Raw genomic sequence first — 18,677 nt, 5'->3', positions numbered from 1 at the left:
AAGTTTGACAAAATTTTGATTACTGTTGAGGATGGTGCAAAGAAATTGACAACGGATTGGCTGATTGCATGCTTAATGGGATTAGGAAAACTCTTCCTTCATCCTTTGCTTTATGTTTCGATTGCCTATTGTTTATTCATCGGCTATCTTCGAGTTAAACGGGAACGCCATGATTTCAATACGAAGATTTACAGTTTTTCCATGGAGCTGCGTTCCATGTTACCTCAAGGATTGATATGGGGATTGATCCTTTCCTTCCTCACGCTGGCTACTGGACTAGCCATTCCTTTGGCGGCTCTGTTCATCATGGCAGTGGTTACGGTTTTATCCATGCTATCCATGAAAAAGAGGTTTGTTTCCCCCGTTTATACTGTGGGACTCACCTTCTTTATCCTTTTCTTTTTATATGATAGTGATATCCAGCTGACTTTATTTCAGGATGCTTTTAATCAGCTGGATCGGTCCGTATATCCGACACTTGTTATTTTGATAGGATTATTACTGATTGCTGAAGGGTTTTTGATTGCTGGCAATGGAAGTGAAAAGGTCTCTCCTCAGTTGGAAGTATCCAAGAGGGGGCAGCCGATAGGTGTGTATGTTTCACAGCGAATCTGGCTAATTCCCATGTTCGTCATGATTCCTGGAGGACAACTTCCAGTGCCTTTCGAATGGTATCCAGTTTTTTCAATCGGCGACATGTCCCTATCTCCGATCGTATTGCCCATTTTAATCGGCTTTAAGCAAAAAGTTCATGGGACGCTTCCGGAACTGGCCATTAGGGCGCAAGGCAAAAAGGTAGGGGCATTGGGAATTGTGATTACGATATTGGCTGCAGTTGGTTACTGGTACCCCCCATTGGCAATCATAACGGCTGTTTTAGCAATCCTTGGTCGTGAAATTCTGCACCATACCCAAAAGGCAATGGATCAAAAGCTTCCTTTTTATTTTTCGAAAAGTAAGCTGGGTGTCCAGATCTTAGGCGTTATCCCTCAATCTCCGGCAGATAAAATGGGGTTGCAAAAAGGCGAGGTCATTTCGAAAATAAATGGGGTCGTCGTCAGGGAAGAAGAAGAGTTATACAGGGCGCTCCAAATAAACCGGGCACATTGCAAGCTTGAGGTCATAGATAACAATGAACAGATCCGTTTTGTACAAAGAGCTCTTTTTGACGGGGAGCATTACGAATTGGGCATCTTGTTCGTAGATGATCAATTAAAGGAAAGCGGACAAGTGGGTTAATGACACATTAATATAAAATAAAAAGGCCTTTCTCGATTTGTATCGAGAAAGGCCTTTTTTAAACTATTACTTTTCAAGCATGATCTTTTCTATATCGTCCAGCATTTCATTAGCTGCAATTACTCCGCCAGCTGTATTCCATGTTGCGTCGCTAACCTCATGGGCATTTCCATTTTTGACTGCATCAAGGTTTTTCCAAAGCGGATCATTCGTCCATTCTTTTGCTGTGCTTAGGGCCTGTTTGTCCCCTTCAGGAGCGTAAGTGAAGTAGAAGAGAATATCTCCATCCATTTTAGGGATGACTTCTTTCCCAACCTCAATGGCAAGGTTACCTAATTTATTATCTGCAGTGAAAAGTTCCTTCTGTTGTTCTGCACGTTTAAATCCTAATTGATCGAAAATCACTCCAGAGAATGAATCAGTGTAATAAATACGAGTAGTTCCAGCCATGAAACGAACAATGGATACTTCTTGATTTACTTTATCACCCAATTTAGCTTTAAGATCTTCTGTGTTTTTATCGAACTCCGCAATTACATCGTTACCTTTTTCTTCAAGGTTCAAGGCTTTTGCATAAAGTTTAAAGTTTTCTTTCCAATCTCCTCTTAGCGTTTCCGAGAAAACGGTAGGGGCGATCGCATTTAATTTATCATAAACAGCCTCTTGGCGTATCTTGCTTCCGATAATCAAGTCAGGCTTCAGTGATGCGATTTTTTCTAAGTTAACTTCATGTTCAACACCAACAACTTCGACCCCATCCATATCATCTTTAATATGGTCGTACCAAGGGTCACCAAGCCATGATTGAACGGCACCAACAGGTTTAATTCCTAAAGCAAGCAATGCCTCAGTACCTTCATTTGTTAAAACGACCACCCTTTTAGGCGTTTCTTTCAACTTGGCAGTGCCCATGGCATGCTCAATTGTGTAGCTTTTATCCTCTTTCTTGTCGTCAGCCTTATTTCCATCGGCTTTTTCATCCGAATTCCCGCAAGCTGCTAGAAGAAAGACTGCAAATATTGTAAAAATCGTTAATAATGACTTGAATCTAAACATTTATGTATCCCTCCTAATTCTTCAGCAAATGATAATCATTCGCACTTAACAGCATCATCATAAAATGAATATACTTTTCTGTCAATATATAAATGAAAATGATTCTCAAATCCGTTGACATATTCCCATTACGACCAGTAAAATATTACTATACAAACGTGATTGGAAAGGTAACTGGATATGTTATTAAAATATACATGGCAGAAATGGATGGGGCTGTTCATTACCGTTCTTTTGCTGCTGTTTTTACTGTGCTCAAGCATTGTATACGGTTATACAGATACAACATGGAAAATGGCCATCGATGCTTTTACCCATTTCAATGGGACGAATGAACACATTGTCATTCAATCAGTCAGACTTCCGCGTGCCCTGATTGCTTCGGCAATTGGTGCAAGTTTAGCCATCTCGGGGGTTTTGATGCAAACGCTAACTAAAAACCCCCTGGCCTCTCCGGATATCTTCGGGGTCAACGCCGGGGCAGGATTGGCTGTTGTCACTGGGGTCACGGTGTTTGGGATAAGCAATCTTCAAGTATTCACATGGCTCTCATTCATAGGGGCGGCCATAGCTGCGATAAGCATATTTATGATTGGTAGCATGGGACGCGGCGGCTTGACACCGATGAAGCTGACATTGGCTGGTGCAGCCATGACGGCCATGGTAGCTTCACTTACCCAAGGTCTTCTTGTTTCTAATGAGGCTCTTTTAGATCAAGTCCTATTCTGGCTTGCCGGATCCGTTTCCGGTAGAAGTCTAGACAATTTAGTTGCCGTCCTGCCTTATCTTGTCGTAGGATGGGGCCTTGCCTTGATCATGTCCGGTAAAATGAATGTGTTATCAATGGGTGAAGATGTTGCGAAAGGCCTTGGACTGAATATAGTTTTCCTTAAACTGGTCCTGGGACTGGCAATCATCCTGCTCGCTGGCGGATCAGTGGCGGTTGCGGGTCCGATTGGCTTTATAGGTATCGTCGTTCCGCATCTTACCCGCTCTATAGTTGGTATTGATCATCGGTGGGTGATTCCCTTCTCTGGACTTTTCGGGGCGGTGCTTTTGATTGCGGCCGATGTCATATCAAGGTATATCCTGATGCCTCGAGAAGTTCCGGTTGGAGTCATGACAGCCATAATCGGGACCCCATTCTTTATTTATATTGCTAGAAAGGGGTTCAGCGGCCGATGAAGTCATATAAGAGCTTTCGTTTATTTAATGAAAAAATATCATTCTTGATGGATAGAAAAGCTATGATCGTGATTTTTATATTATTTTTAGTCACTTCACTAGTGTTTGTAATCAGTACTGGAGTGGGTGAAATGAATATAAATCCGTTAAGTGTCCTCCAGGTTTTTATCGGAGGGGGGACGGAGAGCGATCGGCTTATTATCCAATCTTTCCGCCTGCCTAGAATAATTGTTGCCTTGCTGGTAGGGATGGGCCTTGCTGTAGCTGGAGGGATCCTTCAAGGGATGATTCGAAATCCACTTGCTTCGCCGGATATCTTGGGGATAACAGGAGGAGCGACAGTAGCGGTCGTTGGATTCCTGGCCATTTTTAGCGATAAGAATCATTCTTTGACGGTGAGCATCAATTGGCTGCCGTTAGCTGCATTCATTGGGGCGACGGTCGTGGCCTTTCTTGTTTATTCATTAGCCTGGAAAAATGGAGTTCCCCCGATAAGGCTTGTGTTGATCGGGATTGGGGTGATGGCTTTAATGAAGGCACTCACTACGATGATGATGATTCTTGGCCCAGTCTATCAAGCGAGCCAGGCCAATCTTTGGATCACGGGGTCAGTGTCTAACTCCACCTGGAATAATATCGCTGTACTGGCACCATGGACGATAATATTCCTGTTAATCGCCTTCCTGTATGCCAGGAATATTAATTTACAGGAGCTAGGCGATGACCTTGCAACGGGGCTTGGGGGCCATGTCCAAAAACAGCGGTTTGCATTATTGATGATCAGTACGGCCTTGATTGGCGGTTCCACGGCATTTGCCGGAGGAATAGGATTTGTGGGATTAATGGCACCCCACATGGCCAGAAGGCTGGTTGGTTCGAGTTTTGGAGTGTTACTGCCCGCTTCAGCTTTGCTTGGTGGCATCCTGGTTATGGTGGCGGATTTAATTGGACGGACCTTATTCTCACCTTTGGAAATACCGGCTGGTGTCTTCACAGCGAGCATCGGGGCACCATACTTCATTTATTTACTATATAAAACGAGGAATTCGTAAATCCGGTAAATGTAGAAAGCAGCAGTCATCCTAGGGATGACTGCTGCTTCTGTTTGTAGACAAAAGGGGTTTGGCGCAAAGGCGCCGAGGCTCCCGAGCCGCCTGCGGAAAGCGAGTGCCTGAAGTGGAAATCAACGTCTAACTTAAAAGAACTGCAGGCAAGCTCGCTTTCTTTTTCATTAAGCTTCTTTAGCTGCTTCGATTTCGATGGTAAGCGTGATTTGGTCGCCGATCAGTACTCCGCCTGTTTCTAACGCCGCGTTATAGGTTAGACCATAATCACTGCGTTTGACTTTCCCTTTTCCGCTAAATCCTGCTTTTTCATTTCCCCATGGATCTTTCCCTTGGCCTTCGAAGGTGATGCTGAAAGTTTCTTCTTGTGTGATTCCATTAAGAGTCACATTTCCAGTTACATCATATTCATCTTCATCCGTTTTCACGATTTTTGTTGATTTGAATGTTAAAGTAGGATTGTTTTCTACATCAAAGAAGTCAGCGGAACGCAAGTGATTATCCCGGTCTGCATTGCGTGTGTCGATACTGGCCACATCAACGGTAAAATCGATTTCAGCAGTTGTTAGATCCAATGGGTTTGCTAGGATGCTTGCTTCAAACTTATTAAAACTACCTTTTACTTTAGCGATCATCATATGTTTTACGGAAAATTCAATAGCACTATGAGTCGGATCGATGGTCCATTTTGTATTTGTCATGTTTATTCCTCCTGATTATTAATCTTGAATTTATATATCTTTAATTTGAGATATCTTAACTTAATGTAATTATAAGAGGTGAAATCAATAGTGTCAACTGAAAGTTTTCCTTAATTTTGAAAACATGAAAAACCCTGTGCATTTATTAGGCACAGGGTTTTTGCTTATCCAAGGAGAGTAAAGCTGGCATCTTTAGTGATTGGCATGTTCTTTCTCTTCTTGAGTGGTCACTTTACTCGGCCAAAAAGCAAGTCGGCCAAGTAGGGCGGTGATTGCAGGAACAAGGAACGGGCGCACAATGAATGTGTCCATTAACACACCAAGTGCAGTAATGAGACCGAATTGAACCAATACTTGAATAGGAAGTGTGGCTAGAACGGAAAAAGTGGCTGCCAAGATTATTCCGGCGGAAGTGATGACACCACTAGTTTCGGCAACGCCTTTTCGAATGGCCTGCTTGATTGGCATTGTTTCTTTCTTACGCCAAATGCTTGAAACCATGAAAATGTTATAATCCTCGCCAAGTGCAACCAGGAATACGAAAGAATAGAGTGGAATGGTACCCTCTATGGCATCGACACCCATGAAATGGTGCAGGATTATCCAACCTAAGCCCATTGCTGCAAAGAATGAGAGAATGACTGTTCCCATTAAATACACCATGGCTGTCACAGATCGCAAGTAGGCTAAGAGGAGCAAGGAAATCAGGACGATGATGATCGGGATGATCATGAATTCATCGGATTTTACAGTATCCCTTTTATCGAATTGCGTCGCAGTTTGCCCGCCAATCCAAACCTTTTCATCAACGGAAGATATATAGGCGGCCTTCAATTCTCTCTCCGCCATTTTGCGGATTTCAGGAATGGAATCAATAGCCTCGATAGCATATGGGTTCAAGTTGAATGTGACCTCATAGGATTGCAGATCTTTATTGGATTTACTTGTGACTGGATCGGCAACACTTTCAACGATATTCATCTCTTCTAATGCCGGCGCTAAATCGACATCTTCACCATCCGTATCGATAACCACTGTGGCTGGTGCCAGTTCGCCCGGTGAATACGAGTCGGAAATGACAGAATAGCCTTCACGGGAGTTCATATCTTCAGGGAAGGAAGAGAGAATATCATAAGAATATTTTATTTGTGAAGAATATCCAGCTAAAACACTGAAGATGATCAGGCATGTAAGAATGACAGTCCATGGCCTGGTCGTGACGATATGACCAATCCATTTACCGATGCGGCCTTCTTTATGCTTTTTGACGGCTTTTCCCTTTTTCTTAGCCCGTGCTTCTTCCATTTCAGGTGTACGCGGAACGATCGGGAAGAAGGAAGCCCTTCCGAATACAGAAAGCAATGCCGGTACAAGTGTTAAAGCTGCCAGCATCATGATAAAAATGGACAAGCTGAATGGTACAGCGAAACGATGGTAGGCTCCGTATTTGGCTACAAGCAATGTTAGCAGGGAGATGACGATCGTAAGGCCGCTCATCGCAATGGCGCCTGATGAATCTTTAAATGCGGCGATCATGGCTTTCCGTTTGCTTTCATGATTCCTTAATTCACTTCTGTAGTGAGAAATTAAAAATAGACAATAATCCGTTCCGGCACCGAATAATAATACGGTCATGATTGAAATTGCCTGTGAATCGACTGTAATCCAACCATGATCTGCCATGAATCCTAGAATCGGGCTCGTGACGATATAGGCGAAGCCCACTCCGATTAGAGGAATGATGGCTAAAAGAGGAGAGCGGTAAATGAGTAATAACACGACAAGTACAAGTATTACTGTCGCTAACAGCAATTTGAAATCAGCACCTGAAAATAAACCCGTTGCATCGACGGATATCCCTACAGGGCCTGTTACTCGAAGGGATAATTCACCTGAATCTGTCGGGACCTTGAATGGGTCCGATCCAATGCGTTCCGATACAGCTTCATTAATGCTTTCAAGATTTTTTTCGAGAATTTCTGTCTCGGTCTTTTCTTTAAAGAAAAGCGGCTGTACAAAAGTCGTTCCATCTTCCGAAACCGATCCTTGAAGAGCAGGCAACGGAATTTCATGAAGCGGCGGTAAAAAGGATTGCTGTGTCAATGGGTTATCTGTCAGTTCTTTGGAAAGGTACTGGATTTCAGCCAAGTCGGCCTCCGTCAGTCCACTTTCCCGATGCCATGTAAGGAGGGCAGGTAATCCAGAGGATGTTGGAAACTCTTCTTTAATAAGTTCATCAGCCACGACAGAAGGTGAGTCTTCGGGCAAGTCTGCGGTATTATTTGCTGTTCGATCATTAACGGCAGGCAATGTGAAGGTTAATGCGATTGCTGCAATTATCCATACAGCAATGACAACCCAACGACCGGTTTTTCCAGTCATCATCCTGCCAAGTCTTCCTAATATTGATTCGTCCAATGAAGGCACCCCGCTTTTTGAATTTTTTATCCTTAGTTCATTATAATGGTGCGCTGCTGCCATATACAAAAATGGGTATGCTACCTCCATGTTTCTACTAAATGCATCAAAGCTTTCATATCATTATATGATTTACACCAGTTGTTTAATGTATAAACATATGGTCAGCGATATATAGGGGAAATTGAAATAATTTCAATTAAATTTGAAGATTGAAGAGTGAAATATAGGGAATAGGGGAAAGTATGTTAGTATTGTGGCTTTTATTAACAAAGGAGGGATATTTTTGTCTGATAAATCCAAAAAACCAAATGATGAATCGAAAGAAACATTAACGAACAGGCAAGGGCACCCGGTAACGAATAACCAGAGTCTTAGAACTGTGGGAAACAGAGGACCTAGTACACTTGAGAACTATGATTTCCTGGAAAAGATCAGCCACTTCGATAGGGAGCGTATCCCTGAACGGGTGGTGCACGCCCGTGGTGCAGGTGCACATGGTTATTTTGTTCCGACCGGTAAAGCGGGGGACGAGCCTATTTCAAAATATACGAGAGCGAAGGTTTTTCAGGAAGAAGGTAAAAAAACCCCGGTATTCGTGAGATTTTCATCTGTTATTCATGGAGGGACGTCCCCGGAAACGTTACGTGATCCCAGGGGATTTGCCGTTAAATTTTATACGGAGGATGGAAACTGGGATCTTGTAGGCAATAACCTGAAAATTTTCTTTATCCGTGATGCCATGAAATTCCCGGATTTGATTCATGCCTTCAAACCCGATCCGGTCACGAACATTCAGGACGGCAGGAGGATTTTCGATTTTTGCTCGAGCTCACCTGAAACATTCCATATGATTACCTTTGTGTTCTCCCCATGGGGCATTCCAGCTAACTACCGCATGATGCAAGGGTCAGGGGTCAATACTTATAAATGGGTGAATGAGGAAGGGAAAGCGGTGCTTGTCAAGTATCATTGGGAACCGAAACAAGGGATCAAGAACCTGACACAGCAAGAGGCAAATGAAATTCAAGCTACGAATTTCAATCATGCCACACAGGATCTATATGAAGCGATTGAACGCGGGGACTATCCTGAATGGGATCTCAACGTACAGATCATGAGTGATGATGATCATCCTGAGTTGGATTTTGATCCGCTGGATGATACGAAAATCTGGCCGAAAGATGAGTTCCCATGGCTCCATGTCGGTACGATGGTTTTGAATAAAAACCCTGAAGACTATTTCACTGAGGTCGAACAGGCTGCTTTCGGCACCGGTGTCCTAGTGGATGGACTGGACTTTTCTGATGACAAGATGTTACAGGGCCGTACATTCTCTTATTCCGATACACAGCGTCACCGTGTTGGTGCTAATTATCTGCAATTGCCGATTAATGCGCCAAAGAAACCAACTGCCACGAATCAGACTGGCGGACAGATGCAATATGAAGTTGGCAGAGGCAGCCAAAGCCCCCACATCAACTACGAACCATCAACTGTCGGCGGCTTGAAGGAAGCCAAGCAGACGGGCAAGGAGTATACACCTATGGTGGAAGGGAAACTTGTTCGTGAGACAATCGATCGCCAAAACAATACGAAACAGGCTGGTGAAACATTCCGTGAATTCGAGGATTGGGAAAAAGACGATTTAATTTCCAATTTAGTGGCGGCATTGGCTCCTGCCGACAATCGCATTCAGGAAAAAATGATAGCTCTTGCCGAAGAGGCCGATGAAGAGTATGGCCGCAGATTGAAAGAGGGACTGGCACGGGCTTCTGAACATACAAACTCTTCAAAACCTCTGGGCGGGACGGATAACCCTGAGGACGCCGTTAGAAAAGGACATGAAGCGGATCCATATTGATTGTGCTGAAAAGAAGCAAACTTCCCTTTTAAGGGGTTTGCCTCTTTTTTTTATGGGCATAATTGGAGGATGTATGGAATGCTCTTCTGATGATGCTTGAAAATCAAGTAGGAAATTGATTGGCAAAAAACTTGATAATCATTTAAACTGAAACTACTCTATTTTTCTCTTATAAAGGAGATGAAAAAATGATTAAACTTCTTTCTGCCCTTTTCCTTCCTTGTCTACTTGTCATGCTATTTTCAAGAGTCACCTATAACAATGTTGTGGGTCTTGTTTTAACTGTTGCCTTGATTACAGCTTCCGCATATAAAGGTTATACGCATACAAACTTATTGATCATCGTGGATGCCTTATCCCTGACAGTGGGATTTTGGTTATCAAAAAGAATGATGAAACGTACATCCAAGAGCGCCTGACACTAAAGGTGCTTTTTTTGTACTCAAACATGTCATTCCCCTCAACACATCATGAAGTCCATAAAACAAAAATAGAATGGATGTTCGCTTATTGCTGGTTTGTTTTAAGGCTAATGTGGTAGAATGTGTATATATGCTTTATTAAACCAGAATAAATAGAAGGGATATAGGCATGTCCCGTTTTCATATAAAAATATTTCAATAGGAGGCTATGCTTGGTGAAGGATAAGTTTGAGTTAGTCTCAAAATACTCTCCTCAAGGAGATCAACCGGCAGCGATTGAAATGCTGGTCGAAGGGATTAAGGAAGGCAAGGAAATGCAGACGTTATTGGGGGCGACGGGGACAGGGAAAACGTTCACCGTTTCCAATGTGATTCAAAAAATCAATAAACCGACTCTTGTCATTGCCCACAATAAAACGTTGGCAGGGCAGCTTTACAGTGAGTTCAAAGAGTTCTTCCCTAATAATGCCGTTGAATACTTCGTTAGCTATTATGATTACTACCAGCCAGAGGCTTATGTTCCATCCACGGATACATTCATCGAAAAAGATGCAAGCATCAATGATGAAATCGATAAACTGCGTCACTCGGCAACCTCATCTTTGTTCGAAAGGAAAGATGTCATCATCATTGCCAGCGTTTCGTGCATATATGGACTCGGTTCCCCTGAAGAGTACCGGGAGATGGTCGTTTCCCTCCGGACAGGCATGGAAATAGACCGGAATGCCTTGCTGCACAGACTCGTGGATATTCAATATGAGAGGAATGATATTGCTTTCCAACGGGGGACCTTCCGCGTTCGCGGCGACGTGGTCGAAATTTTCCCGGCTTCACGTGATGAACATTGCGTACGGGTCGAGTTTTTCGGAGATGAGATTGACCGCATCCGTGAAGTTGATGCCCTGACTGGTGAAATTACTGGTGAACGGGAACATATCGCCATTTTCCCGGCTTCCCACTTCGTAACCCGCGAAGAGAAAATGCGGATAGCCATTCAAAATATCGAAACGGAACTGGAAGAGCGATTGAAGGAATTAAGGGAAGATGAAAAACTCCTTGAAGCACAGCGCTTGGAGCAGCGGACCCGTTATGATTTGGAAATGATGCGGGAAATGGGCTTTTGTTCAGGGATCGAGAACTATTCCCGCCATTTAACCCTTCGTCCCCCAGGTGCGACACCATACACTTTAATGGATTACTTTCCAGAGGACTTCCTATTGGTCGTGGATGAATCACACGTAACCCTTTCACAAGTCCGCGGAATGTTCAATGGAGATCAGGCGCGGAAGCAAGTGCTCGTCGATCATGGCTTCCGTCTGCCTTCTGCAAAAGATAACCGCCCGCTAAGATTTGAGGAATTTGAAAAAAAGGTACATCAATCCATATTCGTTTCGGCAACTCCGGGACCATATGAACTCGAACATACGCCAGAAATGGTTCAGCAGATCATCCGTCCTACCGGATTGCTGGATCCGACGGTGGAAGTGCGGCCGATTGAAGGGCAGATAGATGACTTGATCGGTGAAATACAGGAGCGCGTCAAAAAGAACGAGCGTGTGCTCATTACGACCTTGACGAAAAAGATGTCTGAGGATTTAACTGATTATTTAAAGGAAATCGGCATCAAGGTCCAATATCTTCATTCGGAAGTTAAGACCTTGGAAAGGATAGAAATCATCCGGGAACTTCGAATGGGCAAATATGATGTACTCGTTGGAATCAACCTTTTAAGGGAAGGCCTGGATATACCGGAAGTGTCGTTGGTGACCATTCTGGATGCCGATAAGGAAGGGTTCCTTCGCTCGGAACGTTCGCTTATTCAAACGATGGGCCGTGCAGCCCGTAATGCCAACGGTCACGTCATCATGTATGCAGACCGCATCACGAATTCGATGGAACTTGCCATCAATGAAACGAGGCGGCGCCGTGAAATCCAGGAAGATTATAATAAAGAGCATGGAATAATGCCTCAAACCATTCAAAAGGATATCCGTGACTCCATAAGGGCGACACATGTAGCCGAAGAAGGCGAAGAGTATAAAGAAGACCTTGCGCCAAGCCTCGCGAAGCTCCCTAAAAAAGAGCGTTTAAAAGTGATGGAGAGCATGGAAAAAGAAATGAAGGAAGCGGCAAAAGCACTGGATTTCGAGCGAGCTGCCGAGCTGCGTGATTTATTACTAGAGTTGAAAGCGGAAGGGTGACGAAACATGGCAATGGATAAAATTGTGATAAAAGGCGCCAGGGCCAACAATTTAAAGAATATTGATATCACGATACCGAGAGACAAACTTGTCGTACTGACCGGATTATCCGGATCTGGGAAGTCTTCCTTGGCTTTTGATACGATTTATGCAGAAGGGCAAAGACGTTATGTAGAATCACTGTCCGCTTATGCTCGTCAATTTTTAGGCCAAGTGGATAAACCGGATGTCGATGCGATCGAAGGTTTGTCACCAGCCATTTCCATAGACCAGAAAACGACCAGTCGAAATCCTCGTTCAACCGTAGGGACTGTTACGGAGATCTATGATTATTTAAGGCTGTTATTTGCACGGGTCGGCAGGCCGACCTGTCCGATCCATAATATTGAAATCACCTCACAAACGATTGAGCAAATGGTGGACCGCATTCTTGATTACCCTGAGCGAACCAAGCTTCAGGTATTGGCACCGCTTGTCTCGGGCAGAAAAGGGACACATGCAAAAGTCTTGGAGGAAGTTAAGAAACAAGGATATGTCCGCATTCGTGTGAATGGGGAAATGCATGATCTCAGCGAGGAGATCACTCTCGAAAAAAATAAAAAGCATTCAATTGAAGTCATCATAGACCGGATCGTCATTAAAGAGGGTATCATGGCGCGGCTCGCAGATTCATTGGAAAGTGCTTTGCAGCTTGGCGAAGGCAAAGTCATCATTGACGTCATGGGTGAGGAAGAGCTGCTGTTCAGTGAGCATCATGCTTGTCCATACTGCGGATTTTCGATTGAAGAGTTAGAGCCGAGAATGTTCTCCTTCAATAGCCCTTTTGGAGCATGCCCGGATTGTGATGGCTTGGGGGCGAGGCTTGAGGTGGACCGTGATCTGGTCATCCCGAATAACGAATTAAGCCTCCGCCAACATGCGATTGCGCCATGGGAGCCGACGAGTTCTCAATATTATCCGCAGCTGCTTGAAGCGGTAGCCAACCATTATGGGATAGATATGGATGTGCCCGTTAAAGATTTACCGGAAGAGAAGATGGATAAGGTCTTGCTTGGTTCAGGTAAAGATAAGATATATTTCCGTTATAAAAATGATTTTGGAAGAGTGCAAGAAGGATATATTCCTTTTGAAGGAGTTTTAAGAAACATCGAAAGGCGCTTCAAGGAGACGAGTTCAGACTATATTCGTGAGCAAATGCAGAAATATATGTCAGAACATCACTGTCCGACCTGTAAGGGTCATCGATTAAAAAAAGAGAGTCTTTCCGTCCTCATTCAAGGGGTCCATATAAGTGAAACGACAGCTTTATCAGTGGAAGATGCGTTAGTATTTTTCGATGAGCTTGATTTGACTGAAAAGGAAGCGGCAATTGCGAGATTGATTCTACGTGAAATTCGAGAGCGGCTCGGTTTCCTGGCTAATGTAGGTTTGGAATATTTGACGTTGAGCAGGGCAGCGGGAACATTATCAGGCGGTGAGGCGCAGCGTATACGATTGGCTACGCAGATCGGTTCCCGATTGACGGGAGTACTCTATATTTTGGATGAACCTTCAATAGGGCTGCATCAGAGGGATAACGATCGATTGATCGAAACATTGAAGAATATGCGCGAAATCGGGAACACCCTGATTGTTGTCGAGCATGATGAAGATACGATGATTGCTGCGGACTATTTGATAGATGTTGGTCCTGGAGCAGGAGCGCATGGAGGGGAAATAGTGGCCGCTGGTACTCCGGAAGAGGTCATGAATAACCCTAAATCCTTAACGGGCCAATATTTAGCAGGGAAGAAATTCATTCCACTGCCATTGGAACGCCGGAAAAATGATGGTCGTGTCATTGAGATGAAAGGTGCCAAGGAAAATAATTTGAAAAACGTTAATGTGAAATTCCCGCTTGGAGTCTTTACAGCCGTTACAGGAGTCTCTGGATCAGGGAAAAGTACATTAGTGAATGAGATCCTCCATAAATCGTTGGCTCAGAAGCTGAATCGGGCAAAAGCCAGACCAGGAGATTTCCGTGAGATCAAGGGAATTGAGCATTTGGATAAAGTCATTGATATCGATCAATCACCGATCGGCAGAACCCCACGATCGAATCCAGCTACCTACACGGGTGTATTCGATGATGTTCGTGACGTATTTGCCTCGACTAATGAAGCGAAGATCCGCGGTTATAAAAAAGGAAGGTTCAGTTTCAATGTGAAGGGCGGACGCTGTGAAGCATGCCGTGGTGATGGCATTATCAAGATTGAAATGCATTTTCTTCCAGATGTCTATGTCCCATGTGAAATCTGTCATGGGAAACGTTATAACCGGGAAACTCTTGAAGTGAAATATAAAGGGAAAAACATTTCCGACATTCTCGATATGACAGTTGAGGAAGGCGTTAGCTTCTTTGAAAATATCCCAAAAATCAAACGGAAGCTACAAACGATTTATGATGTTGGTTTGGGTTATATCAAGCTAGGGCAGCCTGCTACCACTTTATCAGGCGGTGAAGCGCAAAGGGTGAAACTTGCTTCAGAATTGCATCGCCGTTCCACTGGTCGCTCCTTTTATATCTTGGATGAACCAACTACCGGACTTCATGTCCACGATATAGCAAGGCTGCTCCAGGTTCTGCAGCGGCTGGTTGACAATGGGGATACAGTTTTGGTGATCGAGCATAATCTGGATGTCATCAAGACGGCGGACCATATTATTGACCTGGGTCCGGAAGGCGGAGATAAGGGCGGTACGATCGTCACTTATGGAACTCCTGAAAAAATATGTGAGGTTTCCGAATCATATACGGGAAAATACTTAAAACCTGTACTTACCCGTGATCAAATTCGCATGGAAAATTGGATAGAAGAAAAAGAAACTCAGCATGAACATGCATAAAAGAACAAGCCAACCGGCTTGTTTTTTTGTAGAAAAATGACGGTGTGCATTTAATCAATCATTTGATTAAAGAATAGGAAAACAAGATATTTCCGGGGAAATCATACATCATCCTTTTAGGAAATTGTCATTTCCCTTTGTCGAATGATGGGAAAAATGGTATTTATGAAACTTTTTAGATATCTGGGCGTATGTATGAATAAAATGAAAGAAGAAAGTGAGGAATGTTCATGCAGGAGGAAAGAAAGAAAATCTTAGAAATGATTCAGGATGGAAAGTTATCAGCGGAAGAAGCCATGGGCTTATTGGAAGAATTAGATAAAGCCAGTCAGGAAAGTGAAGCTAAAGAGCAGAAATTGCAAAATGAATTATCGACGGTAGTCGTGGATAAGAAAAGCGAGGGAAGCACTCAGGATACGTTTAAGAAGAATATCCAGTCATCGAAAGAAAAGATTATTGATTTCGTTGAAAGTGCTTTTAAGAAAATCAAAGAAACGGACCTTGATTTCAATTTTGGGAAATCTGTGGAGGTCAGTCATATTTTCCAGCATGACCATGATTTCCTGAATGAAGTTGATGTGGATATAGCAAATGGAAAAATAAAAATCGCCGCATGGGACCATAATGATGTCCGGGTTGAATGCGAAGCTAAGGTATATCGTGTGGAAGATATAGAAGAAGCCAGGAAGAACTTTTTGGAAGAAGTCGATTTCAAGATTGAAAATGGAAAATTGAGGTTCAAGGTTCGTGAAAAATCCATAAAGGTTGATACGATCATGTACATTCCAAGGAAGGAATATGAGGATATCCATATAAGGATGTTCAATGGGGCAATCACGACTGAATCATTGAAATCAGAGAACCTTAAAGCGAAGACGGCGAATGGTGCCATTCATATCATGCAGGGTACGGGTGATTCGTGTGAGCTTGAAACAGCTAACGGGATGATCACCATTGCGGATACCAACTTTAATGACTTGGAAGCCGAGACCTTGAATGGAGCGATTAATGCCGATGGATACTTCAAGAAATTGGATGTCCAAACTTTCAATGGGGAAATCATCTGTACGAATTCAGGGATGGATTGTGATTCGATCCATGCTAAGTCAATCACTGGAAAAGTCCAGCTGACCCTGCCGCCAGGGAAGGCGATCGAAGGAGAGTTGAAATCAAATTTAGGAAGCTTTAATGTAACTTTGGAAGGGATGACCATCATCGAAGAGAAAAGTGATGTGGTTCAGAAGGTCCTTAAGTTTAAGACCGTTAAGGAAGAAGTTCCTGTGCTTCATGTTTTTGCAGAAACCAAGACTGCAGCGATAACGGTCTCCTGAAGAAAAAGAAAGCCCGCGGATATAACTGGCGGGCCCAGAATGTAGCCAAACTCGGTGAAAATCGAGCTTGGCTACATTTTTTTATGGCTTGTACAATTTGGATGTTGATTTCCTCTCCCGGCACTCGCTTTCCGCCTGCGGGGAGCTCTTCTGGATGCGCTTTTCCCGCAGGAGTCTCGCACACCTGCTTCAACCAACTTTGTTATTAAATTTTGATAGAAACCATGTGTTGCTTGGAGGAGGTTCGGGAACAACATTTGATGAAAGATATGTTTTCTGAACCATTTTTCTACAAAGTGAGCCCGCCAATTTAAACAGGCGGGCTTTCTTAGTATTCTGCAGTTTCATCTCATCTCTTTCCTGTTCACGGGGACCTGCCCGCTTTCATCATCCGGATGCAGTGAATAAAAAAACCATAAATCGATAATGCTTTGTTTGGTTATTAACAGAAAAATGCTAAAATAGAAAAAGTATCTCGAAAAATAGCAACGCTCCAAAAGGAGGAAAGATATATGGCAAAAGTCCGTACAAAGGATATAGTAGACGCGTTCGGTCTAGAACTTATCAGTGGGGAAGAAGGAATTAACCGACCAATAGTCACGAGTGATTTATCTCGTCCCGGACTTGAAATAGCCGGTTTTTTTGATTATTATCCCGCGGATCGAGTACAGCTTTTAGGTATGACGGAGATGTCCTTTTTTAATCGGTTGAATGAACCGGAGCGAATACAGAGGATGGAAGAGTTGTGCAGGGACTTTACTCCAGGCATCATCATTACGCGTGGTCAGGAAGTGCCGATAGAATTGATCGAAGCTTCTGAGCGGGAATCCGTTCCTGTGATGAGATCTAATATGAAGACAACAAGGTTATACAGCCGTCTGACTAATTTCCTTGAAAGCAGGTTGGCACCAACTACTGCTGTTCATGGTGTATTGGTGGATATCTATGGGTTAGGGGTGTTGATCACCGGGAAAAGCGGAGTCGGTAAAAGTGAGACAGCCCTGGAATTGGTGAAACGGGGCCATCGTCTCGTAGCCGATGACTGCGTCGAAATCAGGCAGGAAGACCAAGATACGCTAGTAGGGAATGCCCCGGATTTAATCGAGCATCTTCTTGAAATAAGAGGGTTGGGAATCATTAATGTAATGACACTTTTTGGAGCTGGTGCAGTCCGGAGCAACAAAAAGATCTCAATCGTCATCAATCTGGAACTATGGGAAAAAAACAAGCAGTATGACCGGGTTGGTCTTGATGAAGAAAAAATGAAAATCATCGATACGGAAGTGACGAAAATTACCGTACCTGTCCGTCCAGGGCGAAATTTAGCTGTTATCATTGAAGTGGCAGCCATGAATTACCGCCTGAAACGAATGGGAGTAAATGCTGCGGAACAGTTTTCAGATCGCTTGAACCATGCCATTGCAGATCCGGAACATGATGAATTTTAAAAGCTTATAGGAAAAGAGGGGACAAAATGGAACAAGGAATACAGCCGCTGAATCCAATCGCGATAGATCTAGGCCCCATCCAGGTACATTGGTATGGACTGATCATCGGTTTCGGTGTGTTATTGGGTCTTATTATCGCTTTGAGGGAATCTGAGCGGAGAGGTCTTGATAAGGAAATATTTACGGATATGATTTTGTTTGCTGTCCCGATCGCGATCATTAGTGCCCGTATATATTATGTGATCTTCCAATGGGAGTACTATTCACAAAACCCGGGGGATATCATAAAAATATGGAATGGCGGAATTGCCATACATGGTGCTTTGATTGGATCGGTGCTGACTGCGATCGTCTTTGCCAAGGTCAAGAAAGTCTCATTCTGGAAGCTGGCCGATATTGCTGCACCGAGCTTATTGTTGGGGCAGGCGATTGGCCGTTGGGGTAATTTCATGAATCAGGAAGCGCATGGTGGAGAAATAACAAGGTCATTCCTGGAAAATATGCATTTGCCTGAATTCATCATCAATCAAATGTACATAAACGGTGCGTATTATCACCCGACCTTTTTGTATGAATCGATTTGGAATATCGCCGGTGTCATTATCCTCTTAAGTTTACGGAAAGTGAACTTGCGCAGGGGGGAACTATTTTTAACCTATGTAATATGGTATTCCATCGGCCGTTTTTACATTGAAGGATTGCGGACGGATAGTTTGATGCTGACGGAATCGCTGCGTATCGCACAAGTGATCTCGATTGTGTTGGTGGTTGTAGCCATTGCTTTAGTTGTCTATAGAAGGGTCCGCGGGCATGCAAACAAACGATATTTAGATGCATAGGGAATATGTGTAAAGGGAGAGGG

General features: G+C 43.6%; 13 protein-coding genes. 10 read left to right on the top strand and 3 right to left on the bottom strand.

Going from position 1 to position 18,677, the window contains the following annotated elements; all coding sequences use genetic code 11:
* Positions 1–15 precede the first annotated feature (15 nt).
* Positions 16–1,239 carry a PDZ domain-containing protein gene (locus JNUCC41_RS07550; protein WP_228467567.1) on the top strand — a complete coding sequence of 408 codons (1,224 nt, stop codon included), beginning with the start codon at positions 16–18 and terminating at the stop codon, positions 1,237–1,239.
* 66 nt (positions 1,240–1,305) lie between these two features.
* Here the strand turns inward: JNUCC41_RS07550 and JNUCC41_RS07545 are convergent, their stop codons facing one another.
* On the bottom strand, positions 1,306–2,295 hold the full coding sequence (locus JNUCC41_RS07545) for an ABC transporter substrate-binding protein (protein ID WP_192207130.1): 990 nt from the start codon (positions 2,293–2,295) through the stop codon (positions 1,306–1,308).
* Between the two features lie 180 nt (positions 2,296–2,475).
* Here JNUCC41_RS07545 and JNUCC41_RS07540 point away from each other — a divergent pair, with 180 nt between their 5' ends.
* Positions 2,476–3,480 (top strand): FecCD family ABC transporter permease, encoded by a 1,005-nt coding sequence (locus JNUCC41_RS07540; RefSeq protein ID WP_192207129.1) that lies wholly within the window; start codon positions 2,476–2,478, stop codon positions 3,478–3,480.
* Entirely contained in the window at positions 3,477–4,532 is a 1,056-nt protein-coding gene (locus tag JNUCC41_RS07535; RefSeq protein WP_192207127.1) for a FecCD family ABC transporter permease, read from the top strand. Before JNUCC41_RS07540 ends, JNUCC41_RS07535 begins: the two co-directional genes overlap by 4 nt.
* A gap of 179 nt (positions 4,533–4,711) precedes the next feature.
* On the opposite strand, the gene JNUCC41_RS07530 is transcribed toward JNUCC41_RS07535, so the two are convergent.
* The gene (locus JNUCC41_RS07530; protein ID WP_192207125.1) at positions 4,712–5,245 is read right to left on the bottom strand and encodes a YceI family protein; all 534 of its coding nucleotides are present in this window, start codon (positions 5,243–5,245) and stop codon (positions 4,712–4,714) included.
* A 192-nt stretch (positions 5,246–5,437) separates the two neighbouring features.
* Positions 5,438–7,663, bottom strand: a complete 2,226-nt coding sequence (locus JNUCC41_RS07525; protein ID WP_430624077.1) for an MMPL family transporter — start codon at positions 7,661–7,663, stop codon at positions 5,438–5,440.
* Between the two features lie 280 nt (positions 7,664–7,943).
* Here JNUCC41_RS07525 and JNUCC41_RS07520 point away from each other — a divergent pair, with 280 nt between their 5' ends.
* From JNUCC41_RS07520 to lgt, 7 genes are all read left to right on the top strand, one after another.
* Positions 7,944–9,527, top strand: coding sequence for a catalase (locus JNUCC41_RS07520; protein WP_192208082.1), 1,584 nt, complete (start codon positions 7,944–7,946; stop codon positions 9,525–9,527).
* 188 nt (positions 9,528–9,715) lie between these two features.
* A complete protein-coding gene (locus tag JNUCC41_RS07515; protein WP_192207123.1) occupies positions 9,716–9,946 on the top strand; it encodes a CsbA family protein in 231 nt (76 codons plus the stop codon).
* 218 nt (positions 9,947–10,164) lie between these two features.
* Entirely contained in the window at positions 10,165–12,150 is a 1,986-nt protein-coding gene (gene uvrB / locus JNUCC41_RS07510) for an excinuclease ABC subunit UvrB (RefSeq protein WP_192207121.1), read from the top strand.
* A gap of 6 nt (positions 12,151–12,156) precedes the next feature.
* The gene (uvrA, locus tag JNUCC41_RS07505; RefSeq protein WP_192207119.1) at positions 12,157–15,036 is read left to right on the top strand and encodes an excinuclease ABC subunit UvrA; all 2,880 of its coding nucleotides are present in this window, start codon (positions 12,157–12,159) and stop codon (positions 15,034–15,036) included.
* A 230-nt stretch (positions 15,037–15,266) separates the two neighbouring features.
* Complete coding sequence (locus JNUCC41_RS07500) at positions 15,267–16,367, top strand: DUF4097 family beta strand repeat-containing protein (RefSeq protein ID WP_192207117.1); 1,101 nt, start codon at positions 15,267–15,269, stop codon at positions 16,365–16,367.
* Between the two features lie 512 nt (positions 16,368–16,879).
* Positions 16,880–17,815 carry an HPr(Ser) kinase/phosphatase gene (gene hprK, locus JNUCC41_RS07495; protein ID WP_192207115.1) on the top strand — a complete coding sequence of 312 codons (936 nt, stop codon included), beginning with the start codon at positions 16,880–16,882 and terminating at the stop codon, positions 17,813–17,815.
* Positions 17,816–17,841: 26 nt separating this feature from the next.
* Entirely contained in the window at positions 17,842–18,654 is an 813-nt protein-coding gene (gene lgt, locus JNUCC41_RS07490) for a prolipoprotein diacylglyceryl transferase (protein WP_192207113.1), read from the top strand.
* The last annotated feature ends 23 nt before the right edge of the window (positions 18,655–18,677 follow it).

The organism is Brevibacillus sp. JNUCC-41, assembly GCF_014844095.1.
In the GTDB taxonomy this organism is placed as follows: domain Bacteria; phylum Bacillota; class Bacilli; order Bacillales; family DSM-1321; genus Peribacillus; species Peribacillus aracenensis.
The sequence above is the reverse complement of the archived record's forward strand: the minus strand, read 5'-3'. Positions and strand labels throughout refer to the sequence as shown.

Bases quoted from the DNA above. Each gene is read 5' to 3' on its own strand.
- JNUCC41_RS07545 (WP_192207130.1), bottom strand. From the start codon at position 2,295: ATGTTTAGATTCAAGTCATTATTAACGATTTTTACAATATTTGCAGTC.
- JNUCC41_RS07540 (WP_192207129.1), top strand. From the start codon at position 2,476: ATGTTATTAAAATATACATGGCAGAAATGGATGGGGCTGTTCATTACC.
- JNUCC41_RS07535 (WP_192207127.1), top strand. From the start codon at position 3,477: ATGAAGTCATATAAGAGCTTTCGTTTATTTAATGAAAAAATATCATTC.
- JNUCC41_RS07530 (WP_192207125.1), bottom strand. From the start codon at position 5,245: ATGACAAATACAAAATGGACCATCGATCCGACTCATAGTGCTATTGAA.
- JNUCC41_RS07515 (WP_192207123.1), top strand. From the start codon at position 9,716: ATGATTAAACTTCTTTCTGCCCTTTTCCTTCCTTGTCTACTTGTCATG.
- uvrA (WP_192207119.1), top strand. From the start codon at position 12,157: ATGGCAATGGATAAAATTGTGATAAAAGGCGCCAGGGCCAACAATTTA.
- JNUCC41_RS07500 (WP_192207117.1), top strand. From the start codon at position 15,267: ATGCAGGAGGAAAGAAAGAAAATCTTAGAAATGATTCAGGATGGAAAG.
- hprK (WP_192207115.1), top strand. From the start codon at position 16,880: ATGGCAAAAGTCCGTACAAAGGATATAGTAGACGCGTTCGGTCTAGAA.
- lgt (WP_192207113.1), top strand. From the start codon at position 17,842: ATGGAACAAGGAATACAGCCGCTGAATCCAATCGCGATAGATCTAGGC.